Raw genomic sequence first — 24,428 nt, forward strand, 5'->3', positions numbered from 1 at the left:
GCCCCCTGATGACTGCCACCCTCGTCGCCAAGAACCTCGCCGCCGGTCACGGCGACCGCGCCCTGTTCACCGGACTCGACCTCGTCGTGGCCCCTGGCGACGTCATCGGCCTGGTCGGCGCCAACGGCGCGGGCAAGTCCACCCTGCTCCGGATGCTCGCCGGCCTCACCCCGCCCGAGCGGGGCGAGCTACGCCTGTCCCCGCCGACCGCCACCGTCGGCCATCTGCCGCAGGAGCCCGACCGCCGGCCCGGCGAGACCGTCCGGGCGCTCCTGGCCCGCCGCACCGGCGTCGCCGAGGCCCAGCGGCTCATGGACGAGGCGACCCAGGGCCTGGTCGACGGCGCGCCCGGCGCCGACGACGCCTACGCCGTCGCCCTGGAGCGCTGGCTCGGCCTCGGCGGCGCCGACCTCGACGACCGCGCCGAGGAGGTCGCCGACTCCCTCGGCCTCGCGATCGACCTCGACCAGCCGATGACCTCCCTGTCCGGCGGCCAGGCCGCCCGCGCCTCCCTGGCCTCGCTGCTGCTGTCCCGCTACGACGTCTTCCTGCTGGACGAGCCGACCAACGACCTCGACCTGGACGGCCTGGAGCGCCTCGAACGCTTCGTCTCCGGCCTGCGCGCCGGCACGGTGGTCGTCAGCCACGACCGCGAGTTCCTCACCCGCTCGGTCACCAAGGTCCTCGAACTCGACCTCGCCCAGGGAGAGATCAACCTCTACGGCGGTGGCTACGCGGCCTACCTGGAGGAACGGGACGTCGCCCGGCGGCACGCCCGCGACGAGTACGAGGAGTACGCCGACAAGAAGGCGGCCCTCCAGGACCGCGCGCAGATGCAGCGCTCCTGGATGGACAAGGGCGTGAAGAACGCGCGCCGCAAGGCGGGCAACGACAACGACAAGATCGGCCGCAAGTTCCGCAGCGAGGCCAGCGAGAAGCAGGCCGCGAAGGCCCGCCAGACCCAGCGCATGATCGAGCGCCTGGACGTCGTCGAGGAGCCCCGCAAGGAGTGGGAACTGCGCATGGAGATCGCGTCGGCGCCCCGCTCGGGCGCCGTCGTCGCGACCCTGCGGGACGCCGAGGTGCGCCGCGGCGGCTTCGTCCTCGGCCCGGTGTCCCTCCAGATCGACTGGGCCGACCGCGTGGCGGTGACCGGCGCGAACGGCGCGGGCAAGTCCACCCTGCTCGCCGCCCTGCTCGGCCGGATCCCGCTGGACGCCGGGCACGCCGCGCTCGGCTCGGGTGTCCTGCTCGGCGAGGTCGACCAGGCCCGCAAGCTGTTCCACGGCGAGGAGTCCCTGCTCGACGCGTTCCGCGCGGCCGTCCCGGACACCGAACCGGCCGAGATCCGCACCCTGCTGGCCAAGTTCGGCCTCAAGACGGACCACGTGCTGCGCCCCGCGGCGACCCTCTCCCCGGGCGAGCGCACCCGGGCCGCCCTGGCCCTGCTGCAGGGCCGGGGCGTCAACCTCCTGGTCCTCGACGAGCCCACCAACCACCTGGACCTGCCGGCCATCGAGCAACTGGAGTCGGCCCTCGACGCCTACGAGGGCACCCTCCTGCTGGTCACGCACGACCGCCGCATGCTGGACGCCGTGCGCGTGACCCGCCGTCTGGAGGTCGCGGACGGCAAGGTGACCGAGCGCTAGACGGCCGCCAGACGCCTCGCCGGGGAGGGGTGGTCGACGACGAACCCCTCCTCGTCGCACTCCAGGTCGCCGCGGACGTCACCGCAGGCGTACCGGATGCGCCCGGGACGCAGATGCGTGTACGTCTGCCGCGCCGGCCGCACCGCCAGGTCCGGCACGGACACCCGGGCCATGAGCAACTCCACCTCGCCCGGCCCCCGATGGAGCCCGTGCCGCAGCACCGGCACGCTGTCGGTCAGCGGGCACAGCCCGAGAGCGCAGTCGAGGGCCCCGTCGACGGCCGGGAGCCGCTCGCCGTCCGCGGACCATCCGCCTCCGCCGTCGTGCCGCAGATCGAGCGTGCGGCTGCCGCCGGCGGTCTCGACCGTCACCCGCAGTCGCCGGGTGACGAACCCGTCGCCGGTGTCCAGGTCGTAGGTGACCCAGTAGGGCTCCGGCTCGGTCCCGACGGCCCGCCCACGTGCCCGCAGCACGCCGTCCCGCACCTGGACCCAGGCGGTCTCGAACCCCCGGCTCGCGGACACTTCCCACGTGAGGACACGTGCGGCGGACATGAACCCAGTCTAGATCCGCCCCTGCGTGCGGCGCGGGGCCGCGGTCGAGGCGCGGATCCCCACGGCAGCTCCGTCGAAGCGCTCAGCGACGGCCGTTTTTGGGATCGACCAGACCGGCCCGGCGCAGCGCGTCGGCCATCGCGCTGTTCGCCGGCGCGGGCGCCTGACGCGACCCGCCGCCCTGGCCCCCGCGACCGCCGCCCTGGGCACCCCGGCCGCCGCTCCGGCCACCGCCCTGACCGCCGCGGCCGCCGCCCCCGCCCTGCCGCTGCTGCGGCGGGCGCCCGCCCCGCTGGCGGCGCTCCCGCTCGCCGGACCCACCGCCCTGGCCGTCCTGCGGGGCCGCCTCGTCGTCCAGCCGCAGCGTCAGCGAGATCCGCTTGCGCGGGATGTCGACGTCGAGGACCTTCACCTTGACGATGTCGCCGGGCTTGACCACGTCCCGCGGGTCCTTGACGAACGTCTTCGACATCGCGGACACGTGCACCAGGCCGTCCTGGTGGACGCCGACGTCGACGAACGCCCCGAAGGCGGCCACGTTGGTCACGACGCCCTCCAGGATCATCCCGGACGACAGGTCGGAGATCTTCTCCACGCCCTCCTTGAAGGCGGCCGTCCTGAACGCCGGACGCGGGTCGCGGCCCGGCTTCTCCAGCTCCTTGAGGATGTCGGTCACCGTCGGCAGACCGAAGGAGTCGTCGACGAAGTCCTGCGGCCTCAGCGAGCGCAGCACGGACGTGTTGCCGATGAGCGCGGCGACCTCCTGCCCGGTCGTCTTCACCATGCGCCGGACCACCGGGTAGGCCTCCGGGTGCACGCTGGAGGCGTCCAGCGGGTCGTCGCCGCCGCGGATCCGCAGGAAGCCCGCGCACTGCTCGAAGGCCTTCGGGCCGAGCCGCGCCACCTTCTTCAGCTGGCTGCGGGACGTGAACGGCCCGTTCTGGTCGCGGTGCGCCACGATGTTCTCGGCGAGCCCGGAGGTGATGCCGGAGACCCGGGCCAGCAGCGGCGCCGAGGCCGTGTTGACGTCCACGCCCACGCCGTTCACACAGTCCTCCACCACCGCGTCCAGCGAGCGCGACAGCTTCACCTCGGACAGGTCGTGCTGGTACTGGCCGACGCCGATCGACTTCGGGTCGATCTTCACCAGCTCGGCCAGCGGGTCCTGCAGCCGGCGGGCGATCGACACGGCGCCGCGCAGCGACACGTCCATGTCGGGCAGCTCCTGCGAGGCGAACGCGGACGCCGAGTACACCGACGCGCCCGCCTCGGAGACCATCACCTTCGTGAGGTTCAGCTCCGGGTGCCGGGCGATCAGTTCCCCGGCGAGCTTGTCGGTCTCGCGGGAGGCGGTGCCGTTGCCGATGGCGATCAGCTCGACCGCGTGCTCCTTCGCCAGCCGGGCCAGCTTGGCGATGGCCTCGTCCCACCGGTTGGCCGGGACGTGCGGGTGGATGACGTCCGTGGCGACGACCTTGCCGGTCGCGTCGACCACGGCGACCTTCACACCGGTACGGAAACCGGGGTCGAGGCCGAGCGTCGCGCGCGTGCCCGCCGGGGCGGCGAGCAGCAGGTCGCGCAGGTTCGCGGCGAAGACCCGCACGGCCTCGTCCTCCGCGGCCGTGCGCAGCCGCAGCCTGAGGTCGATGCCGAGGTGGACGAGGATGCGGGTGCGCCACGCCCAGCGGACCGTGTCCTTCAGCCACTTGTCGGCGGGGCGGCCCCGGTCGGCGATCCCGAACCGGTGCGCGACGATCCCCTCGTACGACGACGGGCCGTCGGTCGGCTCCTCGGGCTCCAGGACGAGGTCGAGGACCTCCTCCTTCTCGCCCCGCAGCATCGCCAGGACGCGGTGCGAGGGCAGCTCCGTGAACGGCTCGGCGAAGTCGAAGTAGTCGGCGAACTTCGCGCCCGCCTCCTCCTTGCCCTCGCGCACCTTGGCGACCAGCCGTCCGCGCACCCACATGCGTTCGCGCAACTCGCCGATCAGGTCGGCGTCCTCGGCGAACCGCTCGGTCAGGATCGCCCGGGCGCCGTCGAGGGCGGCCTGCGGATCGGCCACGCCCTTGTCCGCGTCGACGAACGCGCCGGCCGCGGACAAGGGCTCGACGGTCGGATCGCCGAGCAGCCCCTCCGCCAGCGGCTCCAGGCCCGCCTCGCGGGCGATCTGCGCCTTGGTGCGCCGCTTGGGCTTGTACGGGAGGTAGATGTCCTCCAGGCGCGCCTTGGTCTCCGCGCCCCGGATCCGCGCCTCGAGCTCGTCGGTGAGCTTGCCCTGCTCGCGCACCGACTCCAGGATCGCGGCCCGCCGCTCCTCCAGCTCCCGCAGGTAGCGCAGCCGCTCCTCGATCGCGCGCAGCTGCGCGTCGTCGAGCATCTCGGTCGCTTCCTTGCGGTAACGGGCGATGAAGGGCACCGTGGAACCGCCGTCGAGCAGTTCCACGGCGGCCCTGACCTGCCGCTCCCGTACGCCGAGCTCCTCGGCGATCCTGCCTTCGATGGACACTGCGCTGGTGGACCCGTTGGACCCGGGTGTCGTCACGATCCCGTACCGCCTTCTCCGCTGAGGTTGCGCGGCAATTGTGGCAGGTGACACCGACACCCGGGGATCAGGGCGGCACGCGGCGGCCCGTCGGCGGCGGTCAGGCCCGGCGGCTGCGGGTGGAGGACGAGGCCCCGCCGAAGAGCCGGGCCACCGCCCGGAAGGGCAGCGTCACGACGGTGGCGATGGCCCCGCCGATCTGGCGCAGCACGTCTGCGATAGCACGGAACACGAAATTCCCCTTTCTCCACTCCCGGCCGCGCCGGCCGGTCGGAGAACGGGTACCGCGCAGACGGCTCACCATGCGTCACGGCCGAACACGCGTGCCGGGCGCGGTCCCCGGCAGGGCGGGAGCCGGCCCCGCGACGGACCCTCAGGCCTTGCCGATCAGGTCCGCCGGGAACGCCCCCGCCATGGCTGCGGCCCGCGCGAACGCCGTGCCCAGCTCGGTCAGCCGGGCCACGCCCTCCGCTCCCAGGTGCTCGTACGGGGCCCGGTCGAGGCGGTCCGTGACCCGCTCGATCTCGTCGCGCAGGGCGGCGCCCTGCCCGGTGAGCTCGCCGCTCTCGTCCAGCAGCCCGCGCTCGCGCAGCCGTTGCGAGGCGGCGTCCCAGTCCTCCCGGCTCCAGCCCCGGGTGGCGAACACCCACTTCGGCGTCATGCCCTTGCCCGTGGCGGTATGGGTCACCAGGGCCTCCAGGCCGTCCAGGCCCGCGGACACCAGGGCGGCCAGGTGCCCGTCGCCCCGGTGCTCGCGCAGCAGGGTCGCCGCGTGCCAGTACCTCAGGTGCGGCTCCTCGGGGACGGGCAGGTCGGCGTGGGCGGCGTACAGCGGCCGTGCCTCGCGCGCACAGGCCTCGGCGGCCCGCAGGGCGAGCCGGGCGGCCTCCGCCATCTCCGCCGACGCCAGGGCCTCCTCACCGAGCAGCCGGCGCAGGGTCGCGTCCACGGCACGCACGCGTGCGGCCAGCACCTGTGCGGGCGTGGCGGTCTCCCACACCGCGGGCACATGCCGGGCCACGAGTTCGTACCGGTAGTTGTAGAAGGCCGCGGCCACCGCCCCCGCGCCGACCGGACCGAAGGCGGCGGACCGCACGGCGAAGTTCACGGCCCGGGGGTCGGTGACCCCGACGGCGGCCAGTTCCCGGCCGAGGTCCGGCGAGAAGTAGTGCGTCGCGTGCAGGGAGTTGAGCACGTTGTGACAGCGTCGGCCGGCGCGCGGCTCCAGGGCGGCAGTCGTCATGGGTCGCAGGTTACCAACCGCTTGGTATGACCTCCGCTGCCGTGTGCCGCAGGGCAGGAAAGGTGGGGTATTCGTCATTGCGGCCGTGCGCCGCGCCCGCGCACCATCGACGGCATGGCCCAGCGCACGGTTCTCGCCGTCCTCTACGACGGCGTGCAGAGTCTCGACGTGACCGGACCGGTGGAGGTCTTCGCGGGCGCGGAACTGCTCGCCCCGGGGACGTACCGGATCCGCACGGCCTCCCTGGACGGGGCCCCGGTACGGACCACCAGCGGCCTCGCCCTCGTCCCCGACTCGCCCCTGGCCGGTGCCCCCGACCCGGACGTCCTCCTCGTCCCCGGCGGCACGGGCGGCCTGCGGCCCGACGCGCGACTGGTCGACTGGGTGCGCGAGCACGGGCCGCGCGCCGGGCGGCTGGTCTCCGTGTGCACCGGCGCGACCGTGCTCGCCGCGGCCGGGCTGCTGGACGGCCGCCGGGCCACGACCCACTGGGCCTACTGCGACCGGCTCGCCCGCGACCATCCGGCCGTCGAGGTCGACCCCGACCCGGTCTACGTCCGCGACGGGCACGTGGCCACCTCGGCCGGTGTCACCGCCGGCATCGACCTCGCCCTCGCCCTGGTGGAGGAGGACCTGGGCCGGGACGCGGCCCTCACCGTCGCCCGGCACCTGGTGGTCTTCCTGCGCCGGCCGGGCAACCAGGCGCAGTTCAGCGCCCAGCTGGCGGCCCAGACCGCCCGTCGCGAGCCCCTGCGCGAGGTGCAGCGCCACATCGCCGAGCGCCCGGACGCCGACCTGTCCGTCGAGTCCCTCGCCGCCCGGGCCCGTCTCTCGCCCCGCCACTTCGCCCGCGCCTTCCGCGCCGAGACCGGCATGACACCCGGCCGCTACGTGGACCGCGTCCGCCTCGAACACGCCCGCCGCCTCCTGGAGGACACGGCCGACGGCATCGAGGAGATCTCCCGCACCAGCGGCTACGGCACGCCGGAGGCCATGCGCCGCGCCTTCGTCAAGGCTCTGGGCACGCCCCCCGCGGAGTACCGCCGCCGTTTCCGCCCCGCCCCGGCACCCTGACCACCGCACCCGACCGGAAGGCACCCCGTGCAGATCGCCATCGTCCTCTACGACCGCTTCACCGCCCTCGACGCCGTCGGCCCCTACGAGACCCTCGGGCGGCTCCCGGGCGCGCAGACCGTCTTCGTCGCCGAGGAGCCCGGACCCGTGCGGAACGACTCGGGCACTCTCGCGCTCACCGCCGACCGCGCCCTGTCCGACGTGCCGCACCCCGACATCGTCGTCGTCCCCGGCGGCCCGGGCCCACTGCCGCTGGCGGCGGACGGACCCCTGCTCGCCTGGCTGCGCGCCGCCGACGCCACCAGCACCTGGACGACGTCCGTGTGCACCGGCTCCCTGCTGCTCGCGGCGGCCGGGCTCCTGCGGGGCCGCCGCGCCACCTCCCACTGGCTGGCCCTGGAGGAACTCGCCCGCCACGGCGCCGAACCCACGGGGGAGCGGGTCGTAACCGACGGCAAGTACGTCACCGCCGCCGGCGTCTCCTCCGGCATCGACATGGGGCTGACCCTGCTCGGCCGGATCGCCGGCGACGACCACGCGCGCGTCGTCCAGCTGGCCACCGAGTACGACCCCCAGCCGCCCTACGACGCCGGATCACCCGAGAAGGCCCCGTCGCACCTGGTCGACCTGGTCCGGACCCACGCCGGGCTCATCCTGACGTAGGCACGCTCCAGCCGAACCGGGGCGGCCTGCGCTCCAGGAACGCGCCGACCCCTTCCGCGGTGTCGCCGCTCGCGCGCGCCTGTCCGGCCCAGTGCGCGTCCCGGTCCGTGCGGCCGTCCGCGAACTCCTTGGCCGCCGCCTGCGTCAGCTGCGAGCGGGACACCAGGATCCGGGCGAACTCGGCGACCCGGGTGCCGAGTTCGCCCGCGGGCAGCACCTCGTCGACCAGGCCGGTGCGCAGCGCGCGTCGCGCGTCGATCAACTCCGCCGAGAACAGCAGGTACTTGGCGGTGGCCGGTCCCACCAGGGACACCAGCCGCCGGGTGGCGGACGAGGGGTACACGATGCCGAGCTTCGCGGGCGTCACCCCGAACAGCGCGCCCTCCTCGGCGAACCGCAGATCGCAGGCCGCCGCGAGTTGCGCGCCGCCGCCCACGCAGTGCCCGCGGATCGCCGCGAGCGTCGGCTTCGGGAACGCCGCGAGCGCCTCCTCGGCCCGCACGGCCAGCCCCTGCGCCTCCTGCGGCGAGCCCCGCAGCGTGGAGATGTCGGCTCCGGCGCAGAACGTCCCGCCCTCCCCGGTGAGCACCAGCACCCGCACGGCCGGGTCGTCCGCGAGCTCCGCGAGCAGCGGCGGCAGGGCGCGCCACATCGCGGCCGTCATGGCGTTGCGCTTCCGCGGGTGGCTGATGACGACCGTCGCGACCGACTCGGCCACGCTGTGCTGCAGCTGCGGATCCATGCGCTGGATGCTATCCGGAGGCCAAACCCGTACAACCCGAATAGTTCGCCGAGACGGCACAACAGGGACAGGACCAGTCCCACAACTGACCGTGTCATACGCCAACGGTCAGAAGTGCTCGATACTTGCTGACTTCTGTTCAGCCCTGGGGTCCGGAGCGCATCGTTACCAACACTCGACGTGTGGCGACAATCGAGCGCGAGGGTGGCGACCGGACGATGGACGACGACGGGCGCGGGTCCGGCCCACGCCCAGAGGGCGGCGCGGCGCCCCTGGGCGCCGGACCGGCGGGTCCGCTGCCGTACGAAGGGGTCTGGCGCTTCACCGCGCCGGCCGTCGACGCCTCGGTCCCGCAGGCGCGGCACGCCGTACGGGACCTGCTGCGCCGTCAGGGGGTGCCGGCCGCGGACGACGTGGCCCAGGGGCTGCTGCTGATCGTCTCGGAGCTGGTGACCAACGCCGTGAAACACGCGGCCGTGCTGTCGCCGACGATCGCGGTCGAACTGGCCGTCGGCGCCGAATGGCTCCGGGTGTCCGTGGAGGACAACCACCCCTACCGGCCGACGGCCCTGGAGACCGACCACGGCCGGACCGGGGGCCGCGGCCTGCTCCTCGTCCGCGAGATCACCCGCGAGGCGGGCGGTGTGTGCGAGGTCGAGCACACCGCGAGCGGCGGCAAGGTGATCTGGGCCGCCCTCCCCCTCCGCCCCACCCGCTTCCCCTAGGCCGTGTCCGTAAAGTCCCGCCTCACCAGCCCGCCGAGGTGCCCGTCAGCTCCCTGATCGCCGGTCGGGCGGCGTCCAGGACGGTCATGAACCAGGAGGAGAACGTGTCCTTGGCGTGCCGCTCCGCGAGCTCCGGCGGGGTCACGAACGCCGTCGACGCCACCTCGGCCGGGTCCGGCCGCAGCACGGCCTGCACCATGCCGACGAAGAGGTGGTTGTACTCCTGCTCCACCAGTCCCGACTCCGGGTCCGGGTGGTTGTAGCGGACCGTGCCCGCCTCGGCCAGCAGGGACGGGGAGGCGCCGAGCTCCTCGAAGGTGCGCCGCGCCGCCGCCGCGAAGGGCGCCTCACCCGGGTACGGATGCCCGCAGCAGGTGTTGGACCACACACCGGGGGAGTGGTACTTGCCCAGCGCGCGCTGCTGGAGCAGCAGCCGGCCGTACTCGTCGAAGAGGAACACCGAGAACGCGCGGTGCAACTGCCCGGGCGGCTGGTGGGCGGCGAGCTTCTCCGCGGTGCCGATCGTCTCGCCGTCCTCGTCGACCAGTTCCAGCAGAATCGCGTCCGCGGTGCCGTTCGACGAGCTGTGCGTCGCGGTGGCAGGTGTGATCGGCATACCCATCCTTCACATCGGTCTTCGCGCCCCAAGTCTGCCGTACGAATCCGGCACTCCCGGCACTTCGCTGCCGCCCGCATGTCCCGCGCGGCGGCGGGGGAGCGCGGGAGGCGTCGCCGGGACGCCGGAAAGAGGGACCCCGCAGGGGATCGTGCCCGGGCCGATGGGCCGAAAATCGTCTCCGCCGATGCGGTGAGAGCCTTCGGCGCGGGCGCGCGCCGGAGGGTCGTGCACCCCGGCGCACACCGGACGTCACGCGCCCCATGGGTCTCGCGCGCCTCGGAGGTGCGTCAGTGACAGAGACGCGCCTCGTGCTCCGCGTGCCCGCCCGGCTCCAGCTGGAAGGTGCAGTGCTCCACATCGAAGTGGTCCCCGAGGCAGTTCTGCAGCTCGTGCAGCATCTTCTCGTGGCCCGTCGCGTTCAGCGTCTCCGAGCTGACGACCACATGGGCCGACAGCACCGGCATGCCCGAGGTGATGGTCCAGGCGTGCAGGTCGTGGACGTCCTCCACCCCGTCCGTGGCGAGGATGTGCGCCCGCACCTGCGCCATGTCGACGCCCTTGGGGGCCGCCTCCAGCAGCACGTCGAGGGTCTCGCGCAGCAGCTTCAGGGTCCGGGGCACGATCATCAGCGCGATGACGAGCGAGGCGACCGGGTCGGCCGCCTGCCACCCCGTGAGCATGATCACCACAGCGGAGACGATCACCGTGAGGGACCCCAGCGCGTCCGCCGCCACCTCCAGGAACGCGCCGCGCACGTTCAGGCTCTCCTTCTGGCCCCGCATCAGCAGCGCCAGCGACACCAGGTTCGCCACCAGGCCGATCGCACCGAACAGCAGCGCCAGCCGGCCCTCGGTCTGCGCCGGGGTGAGGAAGCGCTGCACCGACTCGTACACCACGTACCCGCCGGCCCCCAGCAGCAGCAGGCAGTTGGCCAGGGCGGCCAGTATCTCGGCGCGCGCGTAGCCGAAGGTGGCCCGGTCGCTCGGCGGGCGGTTCGCGAAGTGGATCGCCAGCAGCGCCATGGCCAGGCCCAGCGCGTCCGTCGCCATGTGGGCCGAGTCCGCGACCAGCGCCAGCGAGTCGGCGAGGACGCCACCGACGATCTGGACCGCCACGACGCCGAGCGTGATCGCCAGCGCGACCCGCAGCCGGCCCCGGTACGCCGAGGTCGCCGTGGCGCCGCCCGGCCCTCCGTGCGCGTGCCCGTGATCGTGCCCAGCCCCCATGAAAAGCCACCCTCCGCGTCCGCCTCATCCTGCTCGGGCACCCCAGTGAACTACGGGGAGGGGGTATCCGCAACGCGGCACTGAACACCGTTGTCATGTGCCCTGACCTGCGCAAACGACACGCAGGTCAGCGCGCCCTCAGTCGCTCCCGGCAGGGCGCGAGCCGTGGTGCAGCAGCCACCCGCGCCAGGCCGACTCGGCCATCTCGCGCACCCCGCGCCGGGCGGTCCAGCCGAGCTCCGCGGCCGCCCGCGCGGCGGAGGCGACCGCCCTCGGCGCGTCCCCGGGCCGCCGGTCCTCGACGACCGGGGGCCGCCGGTCGCCGGTGACCTCGCCGATGACCGTGATCAGCTCGCGCACCGAGACGCCCTCACCGCGGCCGATGTTGACCGTCAGGTCGCCCGGCACGCCGTCCCCGGCGAGCCGCCGGGCCGCCGCGAGGTGCGCCTCGGCCAGGTCGGCGACGTGGATGTAGTCGCGGACGCAGGTGCCGTCCGGGGTGGGGTAGTCGTCGCCGAAGATCCGGGGCGCCTCGTCGCGGGTCAGCCGGTCGAACACCATCGGCACGATGTTGAACACCCCCGTGTCCGCCAGCTCGGGCGCGGCCGCCCCCGCCACGTTGAAGTAGCGCAGGCACACGGTGGAGATCCCGTGCGCCCGGCCCGCCGCCCGCACCAGCCACTCCCCGGCGAGCTTGGTCTCGCCGTAGGGGTTCACCGGCGCGCAGGGCGTGTCCTCCGTGATGAGGTCCACCCCCGGATCGCCGTACACCGCCGCCGACGACGAGAACACGAAACGCCGCACGCCCGCCCCGGCCACCGCGTCCAGCAGGGTCGCCAGTCCGCCGACGTTCTCCCGGTAGTACCGCGTCGGCTGCGCGACGGACTCGGCGACCTGCTTGCGCGCCGCGAGATGCACCACACCCGTCACGCCGTGCTCCGCGAACACCCGCTTCAGCAGCGCCCCGTCGAGCGAGGAGCCCCGCACCAGCGGGACGCCGGACGGCAGCCGCGCGGGCACTCCGGCCGAGAGATCGTCCAGGGCGAGGACGCGCTCCCCGGCCTCGGTCATGGCCCTGGCCACGTGGGCCCCGATGTAGCCGGCCCCGCCGGTGATCAGCCAAGTCATGGTCGCCCACCCTATGCCGCCCCCGCCGCGCCCGGCGCAATGTCCCCGATGTCCGGTACGGACGGCGCGGTTTGTGGGGCGGCCCCCGGATCCCCGATGATGATCGCGGCAAGGGCTCGGGCGAACTGCGTCGATCCATCCGCCGAACGGGTGGTGAACACGCCCTTCCCGGCATCCGATAGCCTCTGCCGACAGCCGCCCGGCAGTCACCGGCGCGGGCGCCCCCAACGTGCACACCACCGGCGCGGACGCGTCGGTACCAGGGAGTGAATTCGGTTGTCGACCGCCATCCTCACCGGTCAGCCGGTCCCCGGATCGTCGATCGAGGGCGACCTGCGGTCCCTCGGGTTCGACGTCCGGGTCGCGGCCGACGCCGCCGAGGCCGAGACGCTGCTCGCCGAGGTGCCGGGCGACGAGCGGGTCGCCCTGGTCGACGCCCGGTTCGTCGGGCACGTGCACGCACTGCGCCTCGGCCTCACCGACCCCCGCTTCCCGCTCGCCGCCATCCCCGGCGCCGTCACCGCCCGGCCCGCCGGCCGCCAGGCCCTCACCCGGGCCGTGGCCCGCGAGAACTCCTCGGGCGGCGGCACCACCCTGGTCGACAGCCTCGCCGACCGCGTCCTCACCGCCCTGGACGCCGACGGCGCCGAGGTGCACCGCCCCGAGCTGGGCACCCTGGTCGCCGCTGTCCCCGCCGACCCGCAGGCCCGCAACGAGGCCCGGCAGGCGGTCGCGGACGTCGACGACGAGGCCGTGCGCCTGAAGTCGGCCGTGAAGGCCCGCGACGGCTTCTTCACCACCTTCTGCATCAGCCCGTACTCCCGCTACATCGCCCGCTGGTGCGCCCGCCGCGGCCTCACCCCGAACCAGGTCACCACCGCCTCGCTGCTGACCGCCCTCATAGCGGCGGCCTGCGCCGCCACCGGCACCCGCGGCGGCTTCGTCGCGGCCGGCGTGCTGCTGATCGCCTCCTTCGTGCTGGACTGCACCGACGGCCAGCTCGCCCGCTACTCCCTGCAGTACTCCACGCTCGGCGCCTGGCTCGACGCCACCTTCGACCGGGCCAAGGAGTACGCTTACTACGCCGGTCTCGCCCTCGGTGCCGCCCGCGGCGGCGACGACGTCTGGGCCCTGGCCCTGGGCGCCATGGTCCTGCAGACCTGCCGGCACGTCGTGGACTTCTCCTTCAACGAGGCGCACGTCGCGGGCACGGACGCCACCGTCAACACCAGCCCCACCGCCGCCCTCTCCGACCGGCTCGACAGCGTCGGCTGGACGGTCTGGGTGCGCCGCATGATCGTCCTGCCCATCGGCGAGCGCTGGGCGATGATCGCGGTCCTCACGGCCCTCACCACCCCCCGCATCACCTTCTACGCCCTGCTCATCGGCTGCGCGTTCGCGGCGGCGTACACCACCGCGGGCCGGGTGCTGCGCTCCCTCACCCGCACGGCCCGGCGCACCGACCGGGCGGCCGCCGCACTGGCCGACCTGGCGGACAGCGGCCCGCTCGCCCAGGGATCGGCCCAGGCGCTCAAGAAGCCCGCCCGGGCTCTGCCGGGCTTCACGGCACCCGCCGTCGCCCTCCTCGGCGGTCTCGCCGTCGTCCTCACGTCCGCGCTGGCCGGCTTCGGCGGCCCCTGGCCGGTCGTCGCCGCGCTCGCCTACGCCCTGACCTCGGGCCTGGCCGTCGCCCGCCCCCTCAAGGGCGCCCTCGACTGGCTCGTCACCCCGTTCCTGCGCGCCGCCGAGTACGGCACCGTCCTCGTGCTGGCGGCGAGAGCGGACGTGAACGGAGCCCTTCCTGCGGCTTTCGGGCTGGTGGCCGCGGTCGCCTACCATCACTACGACACGGTGTACCGCATCCGCGGCAACGCCGGAGCGCCCCCCGCCTGGCTGGTGCGTTCCATCGGGGGGCACGAGGGACGGACGCTGCTCGTCACCGTCCTCGCCGCGCTGCTCACCGCCTCGCAGTTCACGGTCGCGCTCACGGTCCTCGCCGTGGCCGTGGCCCTGGTGGTGCTCGTCGAGAGCATCCGCTTCTGGGTCGCCGCCCACCAGGGTGGCGCGCCCGCCGTACACGATGAAGGAGAACCCGCATGATCGGCCTCGTGCTGGCGGCCGGCGCCGGACGGCGTCTGCGCCCCTACACCGACAGCCTTCCCAAGGCGCTGGTGCCGGTGGGGCCCGCGGGCATAGAGGGCGAACCAACGGTTCTCGACCTGACCCTCGCCAACTTCGCCGAGGTCGGCCTCACGGAAGCGGCGATCATCGTCGGCTACCGCAAGGAGGCCGTGTACGCGCGCAAGGAGGCGCTGGAGGCGAAGTACGGCCTCAAGCTGACCCTCATCGACAACGACAAGGCCGAGGAGTGGAACAACGCCTACTCCCTGTGGTGCGGCCGTGACGCCCTCAAGGACGGCGTGATCCTCGCCAACGGCGACACCGTCCACCCGGTCTCCGTCGAGAAGACGCTGCTCGCCGCGCGCGGCGAGGGCCGTCGCATCATCCTCGCCCTGGACACGGTCAAGGACCTGGCCGACGAGGAGATGAAGGTCGTCGTCGACCCCGCCCGGGGCATGACGAAGATCACGAAGCTGATGGACCCCGCCGAGGCCACCGGCGAGTACATCGGCGTCACCCTCATCGAGGGCGACGCCGCCCCCGAACTGGCCGACGCGCTCAAGACCGTGTGGGAGACCGACCCGCAGCAGTTCTACGAGCACGGCTACCAGGAACTGGTGAACCGCGGCTTCCGTATCGACGTGGCGCCCATCGGCGACGTCGCGTGGGTGGAGATCGACAACCACGACGATCTCGCCCGGGGACGGGAGATCGCATGCCAGTACTGACCCGGCTGATCCCCTCGCCGCTCGTCGTGGACATCCGCCCGGGTGCCCTCGACGACCTGGCGTGCGTCCTCGCCGACGAGCGCATCTCGCACTCCGGCCGCCTCGCCGTCGCCGTCAGCGGCGGCTCCGGCGCCAAGCTGCGCGAGCGCATCGCGCCGAGCATGCCCGGCGCCACCTGGTACGAGGTCGGCGGCGGCACCCTCGACGACGCGGTCCGGCTGGCGAGCGACATAAAGGCCGGCCACTACGACGCGGTCGTCGGCCTCGGCGGCGGCAAGATCATCGACTGCGCGAAGTTCGCCGCGGCACGCGTCGGACTGCCCCTGGTCGCCGTGCCGACGAACCTCGCGCACGACGGCCTGTGCTCGCCGGTCGCCACCCTCGACAACGACGCGGGCCGCGGCTCCTACGGCGTGCCCAACCCGATCGCGGTCGTCATCGACCTGGACGTCATCCGCGAGGCCCCGGTCCGCTTCGTCCGCGCCGGCATCGGCGACGCCGTCTCCAACATCTCGGCGATCGCCGACTGGGAGCTCGCCAACCGCGTCAAGGGCGAGCGGATCGACGGACTGGCCGCGGCCATGGCCCGCCAGGCCGGGGAGGCCGTGCTGCGGCACCCGGGCGGCATCGGGGACAACGACTTCCTCCAGGTGCTCGCCGAGGCCCTCGTCCTCAGCGGCATCGCCATGTCGGTGTCGGGCGACTCGCGGCCGTCCTCCGGGGCGTGCCACGAGATCAACCATGCCTTCGACCTGCTCTACCCGAAGCGGGCCGCCGCCCACGGCGAGCAGTGCGGCCTCGGCGCGGCCTTCGCGATGTGGCTGCGCGGGGCGCACGAGGAGTCGGCGTACATGGCGGAAGTACTGCGCCGGCACGGGCTGCCCGTGCTGCCGGACGAGATCGGCTTCACCACGGACGAGTTCGTCAAGGCCGTCGGGTTCGCCCCGGAGACCCGGCCCGGCCGCTACACCATCCTCGAACACCTCGACCTGAACCCCGAACAGATCAAGGACACCTACACCGACTATGTCAAGGCCATCGGTAGCTGAACTACGCCCCGTCGTTCACCCCGCAGGGGTGAAGGACCGGCGCAGCGGTGAGCACTGGATGGGACGCCTCTACATGCGCGAGGTGTCCCTGCGGGTCGACCGCTACCTGGTCAACACCAGGGTCACGCCCAACCAGCTCACGTACCTGATGACCGTCTTCGGTGTGCTCGCGGCCCCGGCACTGCTCGTGCCGGGGATCCCGGGCGCCGTGCTCGGCGTCGTGTGCGTCCAGATGTACCTGCTGCTGGACTGCGTCGACGGCGAGATCGCCCGCTGGAAGAAGCAGTACTCGCTCAACGGCGTCTACCTGGACCGCGTCGGCGCCTACCTCACCGACGCCGCCGTCCTCACCGGCTTCGGCCTGCGCGCCGCCGACCTGTGGGGCACCGGCCGCATCGACTGGCTGTGGGCCTTCCTCGGCACCCTGGCCGCCCTCGGCGCCATCCTCATCAAGGCCGAGACCGACCTCGTCGGCGTCGCCCGCCACCAGGCCGGCAAGCCGCCGGTCAAGGAGGCCGCCGCCGAGATGCGCTCCTCCGGCATGGCGCTGGCCCGCAGGGCCGCCGCCTTCCTGAAGTTCCACCGCCTCATCCTCGGCATCGAGGCGTCCCTGCTGATCCTGGTCCTGGCCATCGTCGACCAGGCCCGCGGGGACCTGTTCTTCTCCCGGCTGGGCGTGGCGGTGCTGGCCGGCATCGCCCTGGTGCAGACGCTGCTGCACCTCGTCTCCATCCTCGCTTCGAGCAGGCTGAAGTGAGCGGCATGAAGGTCGGCGCCGTCATCATCACCATGGGCAACCGCCCCGACGAACTGCGCGCCCTGCTCGACTCGGTCGCCAAGCAGGACGGCGACCCGGTCGAGGTGGTCGTCGTCGGCAACGGCTCGCCCGTCCCGGACGTCCCCGAGGGCGTGCGCACGATCGAGCTGCCCGAGAACCTCGGCATCCCCGGCGGCCGCAACGTCGGCATCGAGGCGTTCGGCCCGGCCGGCCGGGACGTCGACATCCTGCTCTTCCTCGACGACGACGGGCTCCTCGCCGGCCAGGACACCGCCGAGCTGTGCCGCAAGGCGTTCGAGGCCGACCCGAAGCTCGGCATCATCAGCTTCCGCATAGCCGACCCCGACACCGGCGTCACCCAGCGTCGCCACGTCCCCCGGCTGCGCGCCGCCGACCCGATGCGCTCCTCCCGGGTCACCACCTTCCTGGGCGGCGCCAACGCCGTGCGCACCCGCGTCTTCGCCGACGTCGGAGGACTCCCGGACGCGTTCTTCTACGCCCACGAGGAGACCGATCTCGCCTGGCGGGCCCTCGACGCCGGCTGGATGATCGACTACCGGTCCGACATGGTGCTCCACCACCCGACGACCGCCCCCTCGCGGCACGCGGTCTACCACCGCATGGTCGCCCGCAACCGCGTCTGGCTGGCCCGCCGCAACCTGCCCGCGCCCCTCGTCCCGGTCTACCTCGGCGTGTGGCTGCTGCTCACCCTCCTGCGCCGCCCCTCCCGCCGCGCGCTGCGGGCCTGGTTCGGCGGATTCCGCGAGGGCTGGGCCACCCCCTGCGGACCCCGCCGCCCCATGAAGTGGCGTACGGTGTGGCGGCTGACCCGACTGGGCCGGCCCCCCGTCATCTGACAAGCTCGTGTCCGCGAGCGTCCGGGAGCATCCGGGAGGGGCCGTACCCCGGCCCCCGGCTCATGCCAGGCCCGCACAGGCCGCGCATCTCGAAGACGAAAGTTTCCACTAGTGAGTGAGACAACGCACGACGCCACGGTCGCGGTGAGCGCGCCCGCGGCGCCCGACGAGGGCCTCACGGCGAGGGAGCTCGCCGAAAAGCACGGGCTGAGCGTGAGCGGCGCCCGGCCGTCCCTCATCGAGTACGTCCGTCAGCTCTGGGGACGGCGGCACTTCATCCTCGCCTTCTCCCAGGCGAAGCTGACCGCGCAGTACAGCCAGGCCAAGCTCGGCCAGCTGTGGCAGGTGGCCACGCCACTGCTCAACGCGGCCGTGTACTTCTTCATCTTCGGCCTGCTCCTGGAGGCCGACCGGGGCATGTCCCGCGAGGTGTACATCCCGTTCCTCGTCACGGGCGTGTTCGTGTTCACCTTCACGCAGAGCTCGGTGATGGCGGGCGTGCGCGCGATCTCCGGCAACCTCGGCCTGGTCCGCGCCCTGCACTTCCCGCGCGCCTCCCTGCCGATCTCCTTCGCGCTGCAGCAGCTCCAGCAGCTGCTGTTCTCGATGATCGTGCTGTTCGCCGTGGCGATCGGCTTCGGCCACTACCCGGACCTGTCCTGGGCGCTGATCGTGCCGGTGCTCGTCCTGCAGTTCTGCTTCAACACCGGCCTCGCGCTGATCATGGCCCGGGCGGGCGCCAAGACCCCCGACCTCGCGCAGCTGATGCCGTTCGTGATGCGGACCTGGATGTACGCGTCCGGCGTGATGTTCTCCATCCCGATCTTCCTCGAGGACAAGCCGGCCTGGATCGCCAACGTCCTGCAGTGGAACCCGGCCGCGATCTACATGGACCTGATGCGCTTCGCGCTCCTGGACGACTACGGCTCGCAGTACCTGCCCGACCACGTCTGGGCGGTCGCGGGCGGCTGGGCCGTGCTGTTCGCCCTCGGCGGCTTCGTGTACTTCTGGAAGGCGGAGGAGAGGTACGGCCGTGGCTGAGCAGAAGCAGGACGCGAAGATCCCCACCGTCATCGCGGACGACCTGCACATCGTCTACCGCGTCAACGGCGCCAAGACCGGCAAGGGCAGCGCCACCGCCGCCCTCAGCCGCATCCTCAGGCGCGGCTCCGACGACAGCGCGCGCGGGGTGCGCACGGTGCACGCCGTGCGCGGGGTCTCCTTCGTGGCCTACCGCGGCGAGGCCATCGGCCTGATCGGCTCCAACGGCTCCGGCAAGTCCACCCTGCTGCGCGCCATCGCGGGCCTGCTGCCCGCCGAGCGGGGCAAGGTCTACACCGACGGCCAGCCCTCGCTGCTCGGCGTCAACGCGGCCCTGATGAACGACCTCACCGGCGAACGCAACGTCATATTGGGCGGGCTCGCGATGGGCATGTCCCGCGAGGAGATCAAGGAGCGCTACCAGGACATCGTCGACTTCTCCGGCATCAACGAGAAGGGCGACTTCATCACCCTGCCCATGCGCACCTACTCCTCCGGCATGGCGGCCCGGCTGCGGTTCTCCATCGCCGCGGCCAAGGACCACGACGTGCTGATGATCGACGAGGCGCTGGCCACCGGCGACCGCAAGTTCCAGAAGCGCTCCGAGGACCGCATCCGCGAGCTGCGCAAGGAAGCCGGCACGGTGTTCCTGGTCAGCCACAACAACAAGTCCATCCGCGACACCTGCAACCGCGTCCTGTGGCTGGAGCGCGGTGAGCTGCGCATGGACGGCCCGACCGACGAGGTGCTCAAGGAGTACGAGAAGTTCACCGGCAAGTGACCCGGTTCGGCCAGGGCCCCGGCGGAACTGTTCCGGCGGGGCCCCGCGTCTGCAAAGGAAACGTCAACTCCGGCCCTTTCCAGGAAGCTTGGGGCCGATCGGTGTGTTCTCGTGATGTGCAGGACACCCAGGCGAACCTCGATGCGTCGTACAACGTAAGCTGTACCGGTCCCTAAACACGGCAATCAGGGCGATAATGCGCGACACCGCTCGTCGGTTCGCCGTGCGGACGGCCGGGCGGCGTGTCCGAAATAGTGTGTATTGGGTCGGCAGTGTAGAACGGGAGATGTGACGGCGATGGCTACGGAAACTCCCCAGCTCCACGCAGCACGTGCCGTCCCCGCGCCGGGCAGCCGGCGGTGACGGGAACCGGCACGCCGCGCGCCCTCGACCCGGAGCGCGGCACCCTCGACAAGGCCGCGGGCGAGAACTTCCCCGTGGCCCCGTTCTTCCTGCCCCGGGCCTGGCGCACCGACCTCATGGCCGTCTACGGCTTCGCCCGCCTCGTCGACGACATCGGCGACGGCGACCTCGCCCCCGGCGGCGCCGACGCCCGGCTGCTCGGCGTCCCTCCGCGGGAGGCCGGCGACCGGCTGGTCCTGCTCGACGCCTTCGAGGCCGACCTGCGCAGGGTCTTCGACGCGACGCCCCGTCACCCGCTGCTGCGCCGCCTGCAGCCGACCGTCCGCCGCCGCGGCCTGACCCCCGAGCCGTTCCTCGGCCTGATCGCCGCCAACCGCCAGGACCAGCTGGTCGGCCGCTACGAGACCTACGACGACCTGCTCGCCTACTGCGAGCTCTCGGCCAACCCGGTGGGCCGTCTCGTCCTCGCCGTCACCGGCACCTCCACGCCCGAGCGGATCCGCCGCTCCGACATGATCTGCACCGCGCTGCAGATCGTCGAGCACCTCCAGGACGTGGCCGAGGACCTCGGCCGCGACCGGGTGTACCTGCCCGCCGCCGACCTGAAGCGCTTCCACGTCGAGGAGGCGGATCTCGCCGCGGACACCGCCGGGGCCCCGGTCCGTGCGCTCATCGCGTACGAGGCGCGACGGGCCCGGGAGCTGCTGGATGAGGGCGCCCCCCTGGTGGGTAGCGTCCACGGCAGGCTGAAGCTGCTGCTCGCCGGGTTCGTGGCGGGAGGAAGGGCGGCCCTGCACGCGATCGCCGCCGCCGACTACGACGTACTTCCCGGCCCGCCCAAGCCCGGCAAGGTCCGCTTGCTGCGTGAGGTGGGCGTGACCCTGCGAGGAGAGGGGTGATCCGGACCGTGGAGTCGGAACCACACGCGTCCCCGCCGGTACTCGCCGCCTACAGCTACTGCGAGGCCGTCACCGGGCGGCAGGCCCGTAACTTCGCCTACGGCATCCGGCTGCTGCCGACGGCCCAGCGCCGGGCGATGTCGGCGCTGTACGCGTTCTCGCGGCGGGTCGACGACATCGGTGACGGCGCGCTCGTCGCCGACGTCAAGGTCGCCCGGCTGGAGGAGACCCGGGCGCTGCTCACCCGTATCCGCGAGGGCGGCGTCGACGAGGACGACACCGACCCGGTCGCCGTCGCCCTCACGCACGCCGCGCAACGGTTCCCGATCCCGCTGGGCGGCCTGGACGAGCTCATCGACGGCGTCCTGATGGACGTACGCGGCGAGACCTACGAGACCTGGGACGACCTGAAGGTGTACTGCCGCTGCGTCGCGGGCGCCATCGGGCGGCTGTCGCTCGGCGTGTTCGGCGCCGAACCGGGGGCGCGCGGCGTGGAGCGCGCGCCCGAATATGCCGACACGCTCGGCCTCGCGCTCCAGCTCACCAACATCCTGCGGGACGTCCGCGAGGACGCCGTGGGGGGCCGCACCTATCTGCCCGCCGACGATCTCGCGAAGTTCGGCTGCTCGGCCGGCTTCAGCGGGCCGAAGCCACCCGAGGGTTCCGACTTCGCGGGCCTCGTGCACTTCGAAGTGCGGCGGGCCCGCGCTCTTTTCGCCGAGGGCTACCGGCTGCTGCCCATGCTCGACCGGCGCAGCGGCGCCTGCGTCGCCGCCATGGCCGGCATCTACCGCCGCCTCCTCGACCGCATCGAGCGCGACCCCGAGGCCGTGCTGCGCGGCCGGGTCTCGCTGCCCGGCCGGGAGAAGGCGTACGTCGCCGTGCGCGGGCTGTCCGGCCTGGACGCCCGGCACGTGACCCGGCAGGCCGTCAGGAGGCGCGCATGAGCGGCGGCCCCACCGCCTGGGGCGGAAAGCGGCGGGCAACCCTCCGGCCGGGGCCCGCGTCCCTGACACCGACGGCCGGCCGTGCACGGTCCGGGCAGCACGGCCGCCGCGCAGGGGAGGGCGCGCGATGACGCACGGCACACGGTCGAGCCGACCGGCCGCGCAGGGCCGGCACACCGTCGTGGTGGGCGGCGGGCTCGCCGGCGTCACCGCGGCGCTCGCGCTCGCCGACGCGGGCGTCCGGGTCACCCTGCTGGAGGGCCGGCCCCGCCTCGGCGGCCTGGCCTTCTCCTTCCGGCGCGGCGACCTCACCGTCGACAACGGCCAGCACGTGTACCTGCGCTGCTGCACCGCCTACCGCTGGTTCCTGGGCCGCATCGAGGGGGCGGACCTGGCCCCGCTGCAGGACCGGCTCGACGTACCCGTCGTGGACCTCGCGCGGCCCGCCGGGCGGCGGCTCGGCAGACTGCGCCGCGACGCGCTGCCCGTGCCCCTCCACCTGGGCCGCAGCCTCGCCACCTACCCGCACCTGTCGCTCGCCGACCGCGCCCGGGTGGGCCGGGCCGCGCTCGCGCTGCAGCGGCTCGACCTCGCCGACCCGGCGCTGGACACCCAGGACTTCGGCGGCTGGCTCGCCGCGCACGGCCAGTCCGCGCGCGCCGTCGAGGCGCTGTGGGACCTGGTCGGGGTCGCCACGCTCAACGCGGTCGCGGCGCAGGCCTCCCTGGGGCTCGCCGCGATGGTGTTCAAGACGGGCCTGCTGTCCGACCCGGGCGCGGCCGACATCGGCTGGGCGCGCGTCCCGCTGGGCGACCTGCACGACCGGCTGGCCCGCAAGGCCCTGGACTCCGCGGGCGTCCGCACCGAGCTGCGCACCCGTGTCACCTCCGTCGCCCGCGACGCGCACGGGGGGTGGCGCGTCCAGGTGCCCGGCGAGACGCTCGACGCCGACGCCGTCGTGCTCGCCGTACCGCAGCGCGAGGCACACGACCTGCTGCCCGAGGGCGCCCTCGACGCGCCCGAGCGGCTCCTGGAGATCGGCACCGCGCCCATCCTCAACATCCATGTGGTGTACGACCGCAAGGTCCTCGCCCGGCCCTTCCTCACCGCCCTCGGCACGCCGATCCAGTGGGTGTTCGACCGGACCGAGGCGTCCGGGCTGCGCTCCGGGCAGTACCTGGCCCTGTCCCAGTCCGCGGCCCAGGACGAGATCGACGCACCCGTCGCCGTCCTGCGCGAGCGCTATCTGCCCGAGCTGGAGCGGCTGCTGCCGCTGACCCGGGGCGCCGGGGTGCAGGACTTCTTCGTCACCCGGGAGCGCACCGCGACGTTCGCTCCCACCCCCGGCGTCGGGCGCCTCAGGCCCGGCGCCCGCACCAAGGCAACCGGCCTGTGCCTGGCCGGAGCGTGGACCGCCACCGGGTGGCCCGCGACCATGGAGAGTGCGGTCCGCAGTGGTGTGAGCGCGGCGGACGCCGTGCTGGGCGCCCTGGGCCGGCCCCGCCCCCGTCACCTCTTCGACGTCGAGGAGGCGGCGTGATGCCGGCCCAGGCCGGCGCGGCGGACGGCGGCCCCCGCACCCCCGGTACCGCAACAAGAGGAGAGACTGTGCCCACTGTGCCCCCGGCCTCGAGGACTGCCGAGGCGGTGGACGTGACCGCGCTGCTGGAGCGCGGCCGGACCCTGGCCACTCCGGTGCTGCGGGCGGCCGTCGACCGTCTGGCGCCTCCCATGGACACGGTCGCCGCCTACCACTTCGGCTGGATCGACGCCCAGGGCAGGCCCGCCGAGGGCGACGGCGGCAAGGCCGTGCGCCCCGCCCTCGCGGTGCTGTCCGCCGAGGTCGTGTCCGCCGCGCCCGAGACCGGCGTCCCGGGCGCCGTCGCCGTGGAGCTCGTCCACAACTTCTCCCTCCTCCACGACGACCTCATGGACGGCGACGAGCAGCGCCGCCACCGCGACACGGTGTGGAAGGTGCACGGCCCCGCCCAGGCCATCCTGGTCGGTGACGCCCTGTTCGCCCTCGCCAACGAGGTGCTCCTCGAACTCGGCACCGTCGAGGCCGGCCGCGCCACCCGCCGCCTGACCACCGCCACCCGCGCCCTGATCGACGGCCAGGCGCAGGACATCTCCTACGAGCACCGCGACCGCGTCAGCGTCGAGGAATGCCTGGAGATGGAGGGCAACAAGACCGGCGCCCTGCTCGCCTGCGCCAGCTCCATCGGGGCCGTCCTCGGCGGCGCCGACGACCGCACCGCCGACACGCTGGAGAAGTACGGCTACCACCTGGGCCTCGCCTTCCAGGCCGTCGACGACCTGCTCGGCATCTGGGGCGATCCGGTCTCCACCGGCAAGCAGACCTGGAGCGACCTGCGCCAGCGCAAGAAGTCCCTGCCGGTCGTCGCCGCGCTCGCGGCCGGCGGCCCCGCCTCGGAGCGGCTCGGCGAGATCCTCGCCGCCGACGCCAAGGCCAGCGACGTCGAGAACTTCTCCGAGGAGGAGTTCGCGGCCCGCGCCGCCCTCATCGAGGAGGCCGGCGGCCGCGAATGGACCGCCGACGAGGCACGCCGTCAGCACACCATCGCCATCGAGGCCCTCGACACCGTGGACATGCCCGACCGGGTGCGGGCACAGTTCACGGCACTCGCGGACTTCGTCGTCGTACGGAAGAGATGATCACTATCGGCCGAATAACCCTC

Annotated in this window: 24 protein-coding genes; 16 read left to right on the forward strand and 8 right to left on the reverse strand. The window is 73.3% G+C overall.

Annotation, left to right across the window (positions count from 1 at the left end):
- Positions 1-8: 8 nt before the first annotated feature.
- Positions 9-1,649: an ABC-F family ATP-binding cassette domain-containing protein gene (locus ACIGAN_RS13680; protein WP_399857279.1), complete on the forward strand. Its 1,641-nt coding sequence runs from the start codon at positions 9-11 to the stop codon at positions 1,647-1,649.
- On the opposite strand, the gene ACIGAN_RS13685 is transcribed toward ACIGAN_RS13680, so the two are convergent.
- From ACIGAN_RS13685 to ACIGAN_RS13700, 4 genes are all read right to left on the reverse strand, one after another.
- On the reverse strand, positions 1,646-2,203 hold the full coding sequence (locus ACIGAN_RS13685) for a putative glycolipid-binding domain-containing protein (protein ID WP_365098797.1): 558 nt from the start codon (positions 2,201-2,203) through the stop codon (positions 1,646-1,648). The two genes, ACIGAN_RS13680 and ACIGAN_RS13685, sit on opposite strands and share 4 nt — an antisense overlap.
- An 82-nt stretch (positions 2,204-2,285) precedes the next feature.
- Entirely contained in the window at positions 2,286-4,745 is a 2,460-nt protein-coding gene (locus ACIGAN_RS13690; RefSeq protein WP_399857282.1) for a Tex family protein, read from the reverse strand.
- 100 nt (positions 4,746-4,845) lie between these two features.
- On the reverse strand, positions 4,846-4,977 hold the full coding sequence (locus ACIGAN_RS13695; protein ID WP_256122763.1) for an LPFR motif small protein: 132 nt from the start codon (positions 4,975-4,977) through the stop codon (positions 4,846-4,848).
- 141 nt (positions 4,978-5,118) lie between these two features.
- A complete protein-coding gene (locus ACIGAN_RS13700; protein ID WP_399857284.1) occupies positions 5,119-5,988 on the reverse strand; it encodes an SCO6745 family protein in 870 nt (289 codons plus the stop codon).
- Between the two features lie 114 nt (positions 5,989-6,102).
- Here ACIGAN_RS13700 and ACIGAN_RS13705 point away from each other — a divergent pair, with 114 nt between their 5' ends.
- Positions 6,103-7,062 (forward strand): GlxA family transcriptional regulator, encoded by a 960-nt coding sequence (locus tag ACIGAN_RS13705; protein ID WP_399857286.1) that lies wholly within the window; start codon positions 6,103-6,105, stop codon positions 7,060-7,062.
- A 27-nt stretch (positions 7,063-7,089) separates the two neighbouring features.
- Positions 7,090-7,725 carry a DJ-1/PfpI family protein gene (locus tag ACIGAN_RS13710; protein ID WP_399857288.1) on the forward strand — a complete coding sequence of 212 codons (636 nt, stop codon included), beginning with the start codon at positions 7,090-7,092 and terminating at the stop codon, positions 7,723-7,725.
- Here the strand turns inward: ACIGAN_RS13710 and ACIGAN_RS13715 are convergent.
- Entirely contained in the window at positions 7,712-8,467 is a 756-nt protein-coding gene (locus ACIGAN_RS13715) for an enoyl-CoA hydratase/isomerase family protein (RefSeq protein ID WP_365740434.1), read from the reverse strand. The genes ACIGAN_RS13710 and ACIGAN_RS13715 overlap by 14 nt on opposite strands.
- 218 nt (positions 8,468-8,685) lie before the next feature.
- Here ACIGAN_RS13715 and ACIGAN_RS13720 point away from each other — a divergent pair, with 218 nt between their 5' ends.
- Complete coding sequence (locus ACIGAN_RS13720) at positions 8,686-9,192, forward strand: ATP-binding protein (RefSeq protein ID WP_365095585.1); 507 nt, start codon at positions 8,686-8,688, stop codon at positions 9,190-9,192.
- A 22-nt stretch (positions 9,193-9,214) separates the two neighbouring features.
- Here the strand turns inward: ACIGAN_RS13720 and idi are convergent, their stop codons facing one another.
- The 3 genes from idi to galE all read right to left on the reverse strand — a co-directional run bounded on the left by idi (position 9,215) and on the right by galE (position 12,165).
- The gene (gene idi / locus ACIGAN_RS13725; RefSeq protein ID WP_365095394.1) at positions 9,215-9,808 is read right to left on the reverse strand and encodes an isopentenyl-diphosphate Delta-isomerase; all 594 of its coding nucleotides are present in this window, start codon (positions 9,806-9,808) and stop codon (positions 9,215-9,217) included.
- A gap of 290 nt (positions 9,809-10,098) precedes the next feature.
- Positions 10,099-11,037 (reverse strand): cation diffusion facilitator family transporter, encoded by a 939-nt coding sequence (locus ACIGAN_RS13730; RefSeq protein ID WP_399857291.1) that lies wholly within the window; start codon positions 11,035-11,037, stop codon positions 10,099-10,101.
- A gap of 138 nt (positions 11,038-11,175) precedes the next feature.
- The gene (galE, locus tag ACIGAN_RS13735; protein ID WP_399857293.1) at positions 11,176-12,165 is read right to left on the reverse strand and encodes a UDP-glucose 4-epimerase GalE; all 990 of its coding nucleotides are present in this window, start codon (positions 12,163-12,165) and stop codon (positions 11,176-11,178) included.
- Positions 12,166-12,441: 276 nt separating this feature from the next.
- Here galE and ACIGAN_RS13740 point away from each other — a divergent pair, with 276 nt between their 5' ends.
- The 12 genes from ACIGAN_RS13740 to ACIGAN_RS13795 all read left to right on the forward strand — a co-directional run bounded on the left by ACIGAN_RS13740 (position 12,442) and on the right by ACIGAN_RS13795 (position 24,405).
- A complete protein-coding gene (locus tag ACIGAN_RS13740) occupies positions 12,442-14,265 on the forward strand; it encodes a DUF5941 domain-containing protein (RefSeq protein ID WP_399857295.1) in 1,824 nt (607 codons plus the stop codon).
- Positions 14,262-15,014: a phosphocholine cytidylyltransferase family protein gene (locus tag ACIGAN_RS13745; RefSeq protein ID WP_365095405.1), complete on the forward strand. Its 753-nt coding sequence runs from the start codon at positions 14,262-14,264 to the stop codon at positions 15,012-15,014. Before ACIGAN_RS13740 ends, ACIGAN_RS13745 begins: the two co-directional genes overlap by 4 nt.
- Positions 15,002-16,063 (forward strand): iron-containing alcohol dehydrogenase family protein, encoded by a 1,062-nt coding sequence (locus tag ACIGAN_RS13750; RefSeq protein ID WP_365740429.1) that lies wholly within the window; start codon positions 15,002-15,004, stop codon positions 16,061-16,063. Before ACIGAN_RS13745 ends, ACIGAN_RS13750 begins: the two co-directional genes overlap by 13 nt.
- Positions 16,041-16,820, forward strand: a complete 780-nt coding sequence (locus tag ACIGAN_RS13755; RefSeq protein WP_365740428.1) for a CDP-alcohol phosphatidyltransferase family protein — start codon at positions 16,041-16,043, stop codon at positions 16,818-16,820. Before ACIGAN_RS13750 ends, ACIGAN_RS13755 begins: the two co-directional genes overlap by 23 nt.
- A 5-nt stretch (positions 16,821-16,825) precedes the next feature.
- Entirely contained in the window at positions 16,826-17,698 is an 873-nt protein-coding gene (locus ACIGAN_RS13760) for a glycosyltransferase family 2 protein (protein WP_365095588.1), read from the forward strand.
- A 111-nt stretch (positions 17,699-17,809) separates the two neighbouring features.
- Positions 17,810-18,739 carry an ABC transporter permease gene (locus ACIGAN_RS13765; protein WP_399857298.1) on the forward strand — a complete coding sequence of 310 codons (930 nt, stop codon included), beginning with the start codon at positions 17,810-17,812 and terminating at the stop codon, positions 18,737-18,739.
- Positions 18,732-19,520 carry an ABC transporter ATP-binding protein gene (locus ACIGAN_RS13770; RefSeq protein WP_399857300.1) on the forward strand — a complete coding sequence of 263 codons (789 nt, stop codon included), beginning with the start codon at positions 18,732-18,734 and terminating at the stop codon, positions 19,518-19,520. Before ACIGAN_RS13765 ends, ACIGAN_RS13770 begins: the two co-directional genes overlap by 8 nt.
- A gap of 359 nt (positions 19,521-19,879) precedes the next feature.
- Positions 19,880-20,782, forward strand: a complete 903-nt coding sequence (gene hpnC / locus ACIGAN_RS13775) for a squalene synthase HpnC (protein WP_365740426.1) — start codon at positions 19,880-19,882, stop codon at positions 20,780-20,782.
- A complete protein-coding gene (gene hpnD, locus ACIGAN_RS13780) occupies positions 20,779-21,729 on the forward strand; it encodes a presqualene diphosphate synthase HpnD (protein ID WP_399857302.1) in 951 nt (316 codons plus the stop codon). The genes hpnC and hpnD overlap by 4 nt, the downstream gene beginning before the upstream one ends.
- Positions 21,726-21,860, forward strand: a complete 135-nt coding sequence (locus ACIGAN_RS13785; protein ID WP_365095424.1) for a DUF6380 family protein — start codon at positions 21,726-21,728, stop codon at positions 21,858-21,860. The genes hpnD and ACIGAN_RS13785 overlap by 4 nt, the downstream gene beginning before the upstream one ends.
- The gene (gene hpnE / locus ACIGAN_RS13790) at positions 21,857-23,269 is read left to right on the forward strand and encodes a hydroxysqualene dehydroxylase HpnE (protein WP_399857305.1); all 1,413 of its coding nucleotides are present in this window, start codon (positions 21,857-21,859) and stop codon (positions 23,267-23,269) included. The genes ACIGAN_RS13785 and hpnE overlap by 4 nt, the downstream gene beginning before the upstream one ends.
- A 68-nt stretch (positions 23,270-23,337) precedes the next feature.
- Positions 23,338-24,405: a polyprenyl synthetase family protein gene (locus ACIGAN_RS13795; protein WP_365095429.1), complete on the forward strand. Its 1,068-nt coding sequence runs from the start codon at positions 23,338-23,340 to the stop codon at positions 24,403-24,405.
- Positions 24,406-24,428: the final 23 nt, after the last annotated feature.

This window comes from Streptomyces sp. NPDC085931 (assembly GCF_044540565.1).
In the GTDB taxonomy this organism is placed as follows: Bacteria; Actinomycetota; Actinomycetes; order Streptomycetales; family Streptomycetaceae; genus Streptomyces.

Bases quoted from the DNA above. Each gene is read 5' to 3' on its own strand.
- ACIGAN_RS13680 (WP_399857279.1), top strand. From the start codon at position 9: ATGACTGCCACCCTCGTCGCCAAGAACCTCGCCGCCGGTCACGGCGAC.
- ACIGAN_RS13685 (WP_365098797.1), bottom strand. From the start codon at position 2,203: ATGTCCGCCGCACGTGTCCTCACGTGGGAAGTGTCCGCGAGCCGGGGG.
- ACIGAN_RS13700 (WP_399857284.1), bottom strand. From the start codon at position 5,988: ATGACGACTGCCGCCCTGGAGCCGCGCGCCGGCCGACGCTGTCACAAC.
- ACIGAN_RS13705 (WP_399857286.1), top strand. From the start codon at position 6,103: ATGGCCCAGCGCACGGTTCTCGCCGTCCTCTACGACGGCGTGCAGAGT.
- ACIGAN_RS13715 (WP_365740434.1), bottom strand. From the start codon at position 8,467: ATGGATCCGCAGCTGCAGCACAGCGTGGCCGAGTCGGTCGCGACGGTC.
- ACIGAN_RS13720 (WP_365095585.1), top strand. From the start codon at position 8,686: ATGGACGACGACGGGCGCGGGTCCGGCCCACGCCCAGAGGGCGGCGCG.
- idi (WP_365095394.1), bottom strand. From the start codon at position 9,808: ATGCCGATCACACCTGCCACCGCGACGCACAGCTCGTCGAACGGCACC.
- ACIGAN_RS13730 (WP_399857291.1), bottom strand. From the start codon at position 11,037: ATGGGGGCTGGGCACGATCACGGGCACGCGCACGGAGGGCCGGGCGGC.
- galE (WP_399857293.1), bottom strand. From the start codon at position 12,165: ATGACTTGGCTGATCACCGGCGGGGCCGGCTACATCGGGGCCCACGTG.
- ACIGAN_RS13745 (WP_365095405.1), top strand. From the start codon at position 14,262: ATGATCGGCCTCGTGCTGGCGGCCGGCGCCGGACGGCGTCTGCGCCCC.
- ACIGAN_RS13750 (WP_365740429.1), top strand. From the start codon at position 15,002: ATGCCAGTACTGACCCGGCTGATCCCCTCGCCGCTCGTCGTGGACATC.
- ACIGAN_RS13755 (WP_365740428.1), top strand. From the start codon at position 16,041: ATGTCAAGGCCATCGGTAGCTGAACTACGCCCCGTCGTTCACCCCGCA.
- ACIGAN_RS13760 (WP_365095588.1), top strand. From the start codon at position 16,826: ATGAAGGTCGGCGCCGTCATCATCACCATGGGCAACCGCCCCGACGAA.
- ACIGAN_RS13785 (WP_365095424.1), top strand. From the start codon at position 21,726: ATGAGCGGCGGCCCCACCGCCTGGGGCGGAAAGCGGCGGGCAACCCTC.
- hpnE (WP_399857305.1), top strand. From the start codon at position 21,857: ATGACGCACGGCACACGGTCGAGCCGACCGGCCGCGCAGGGCCGGCAC.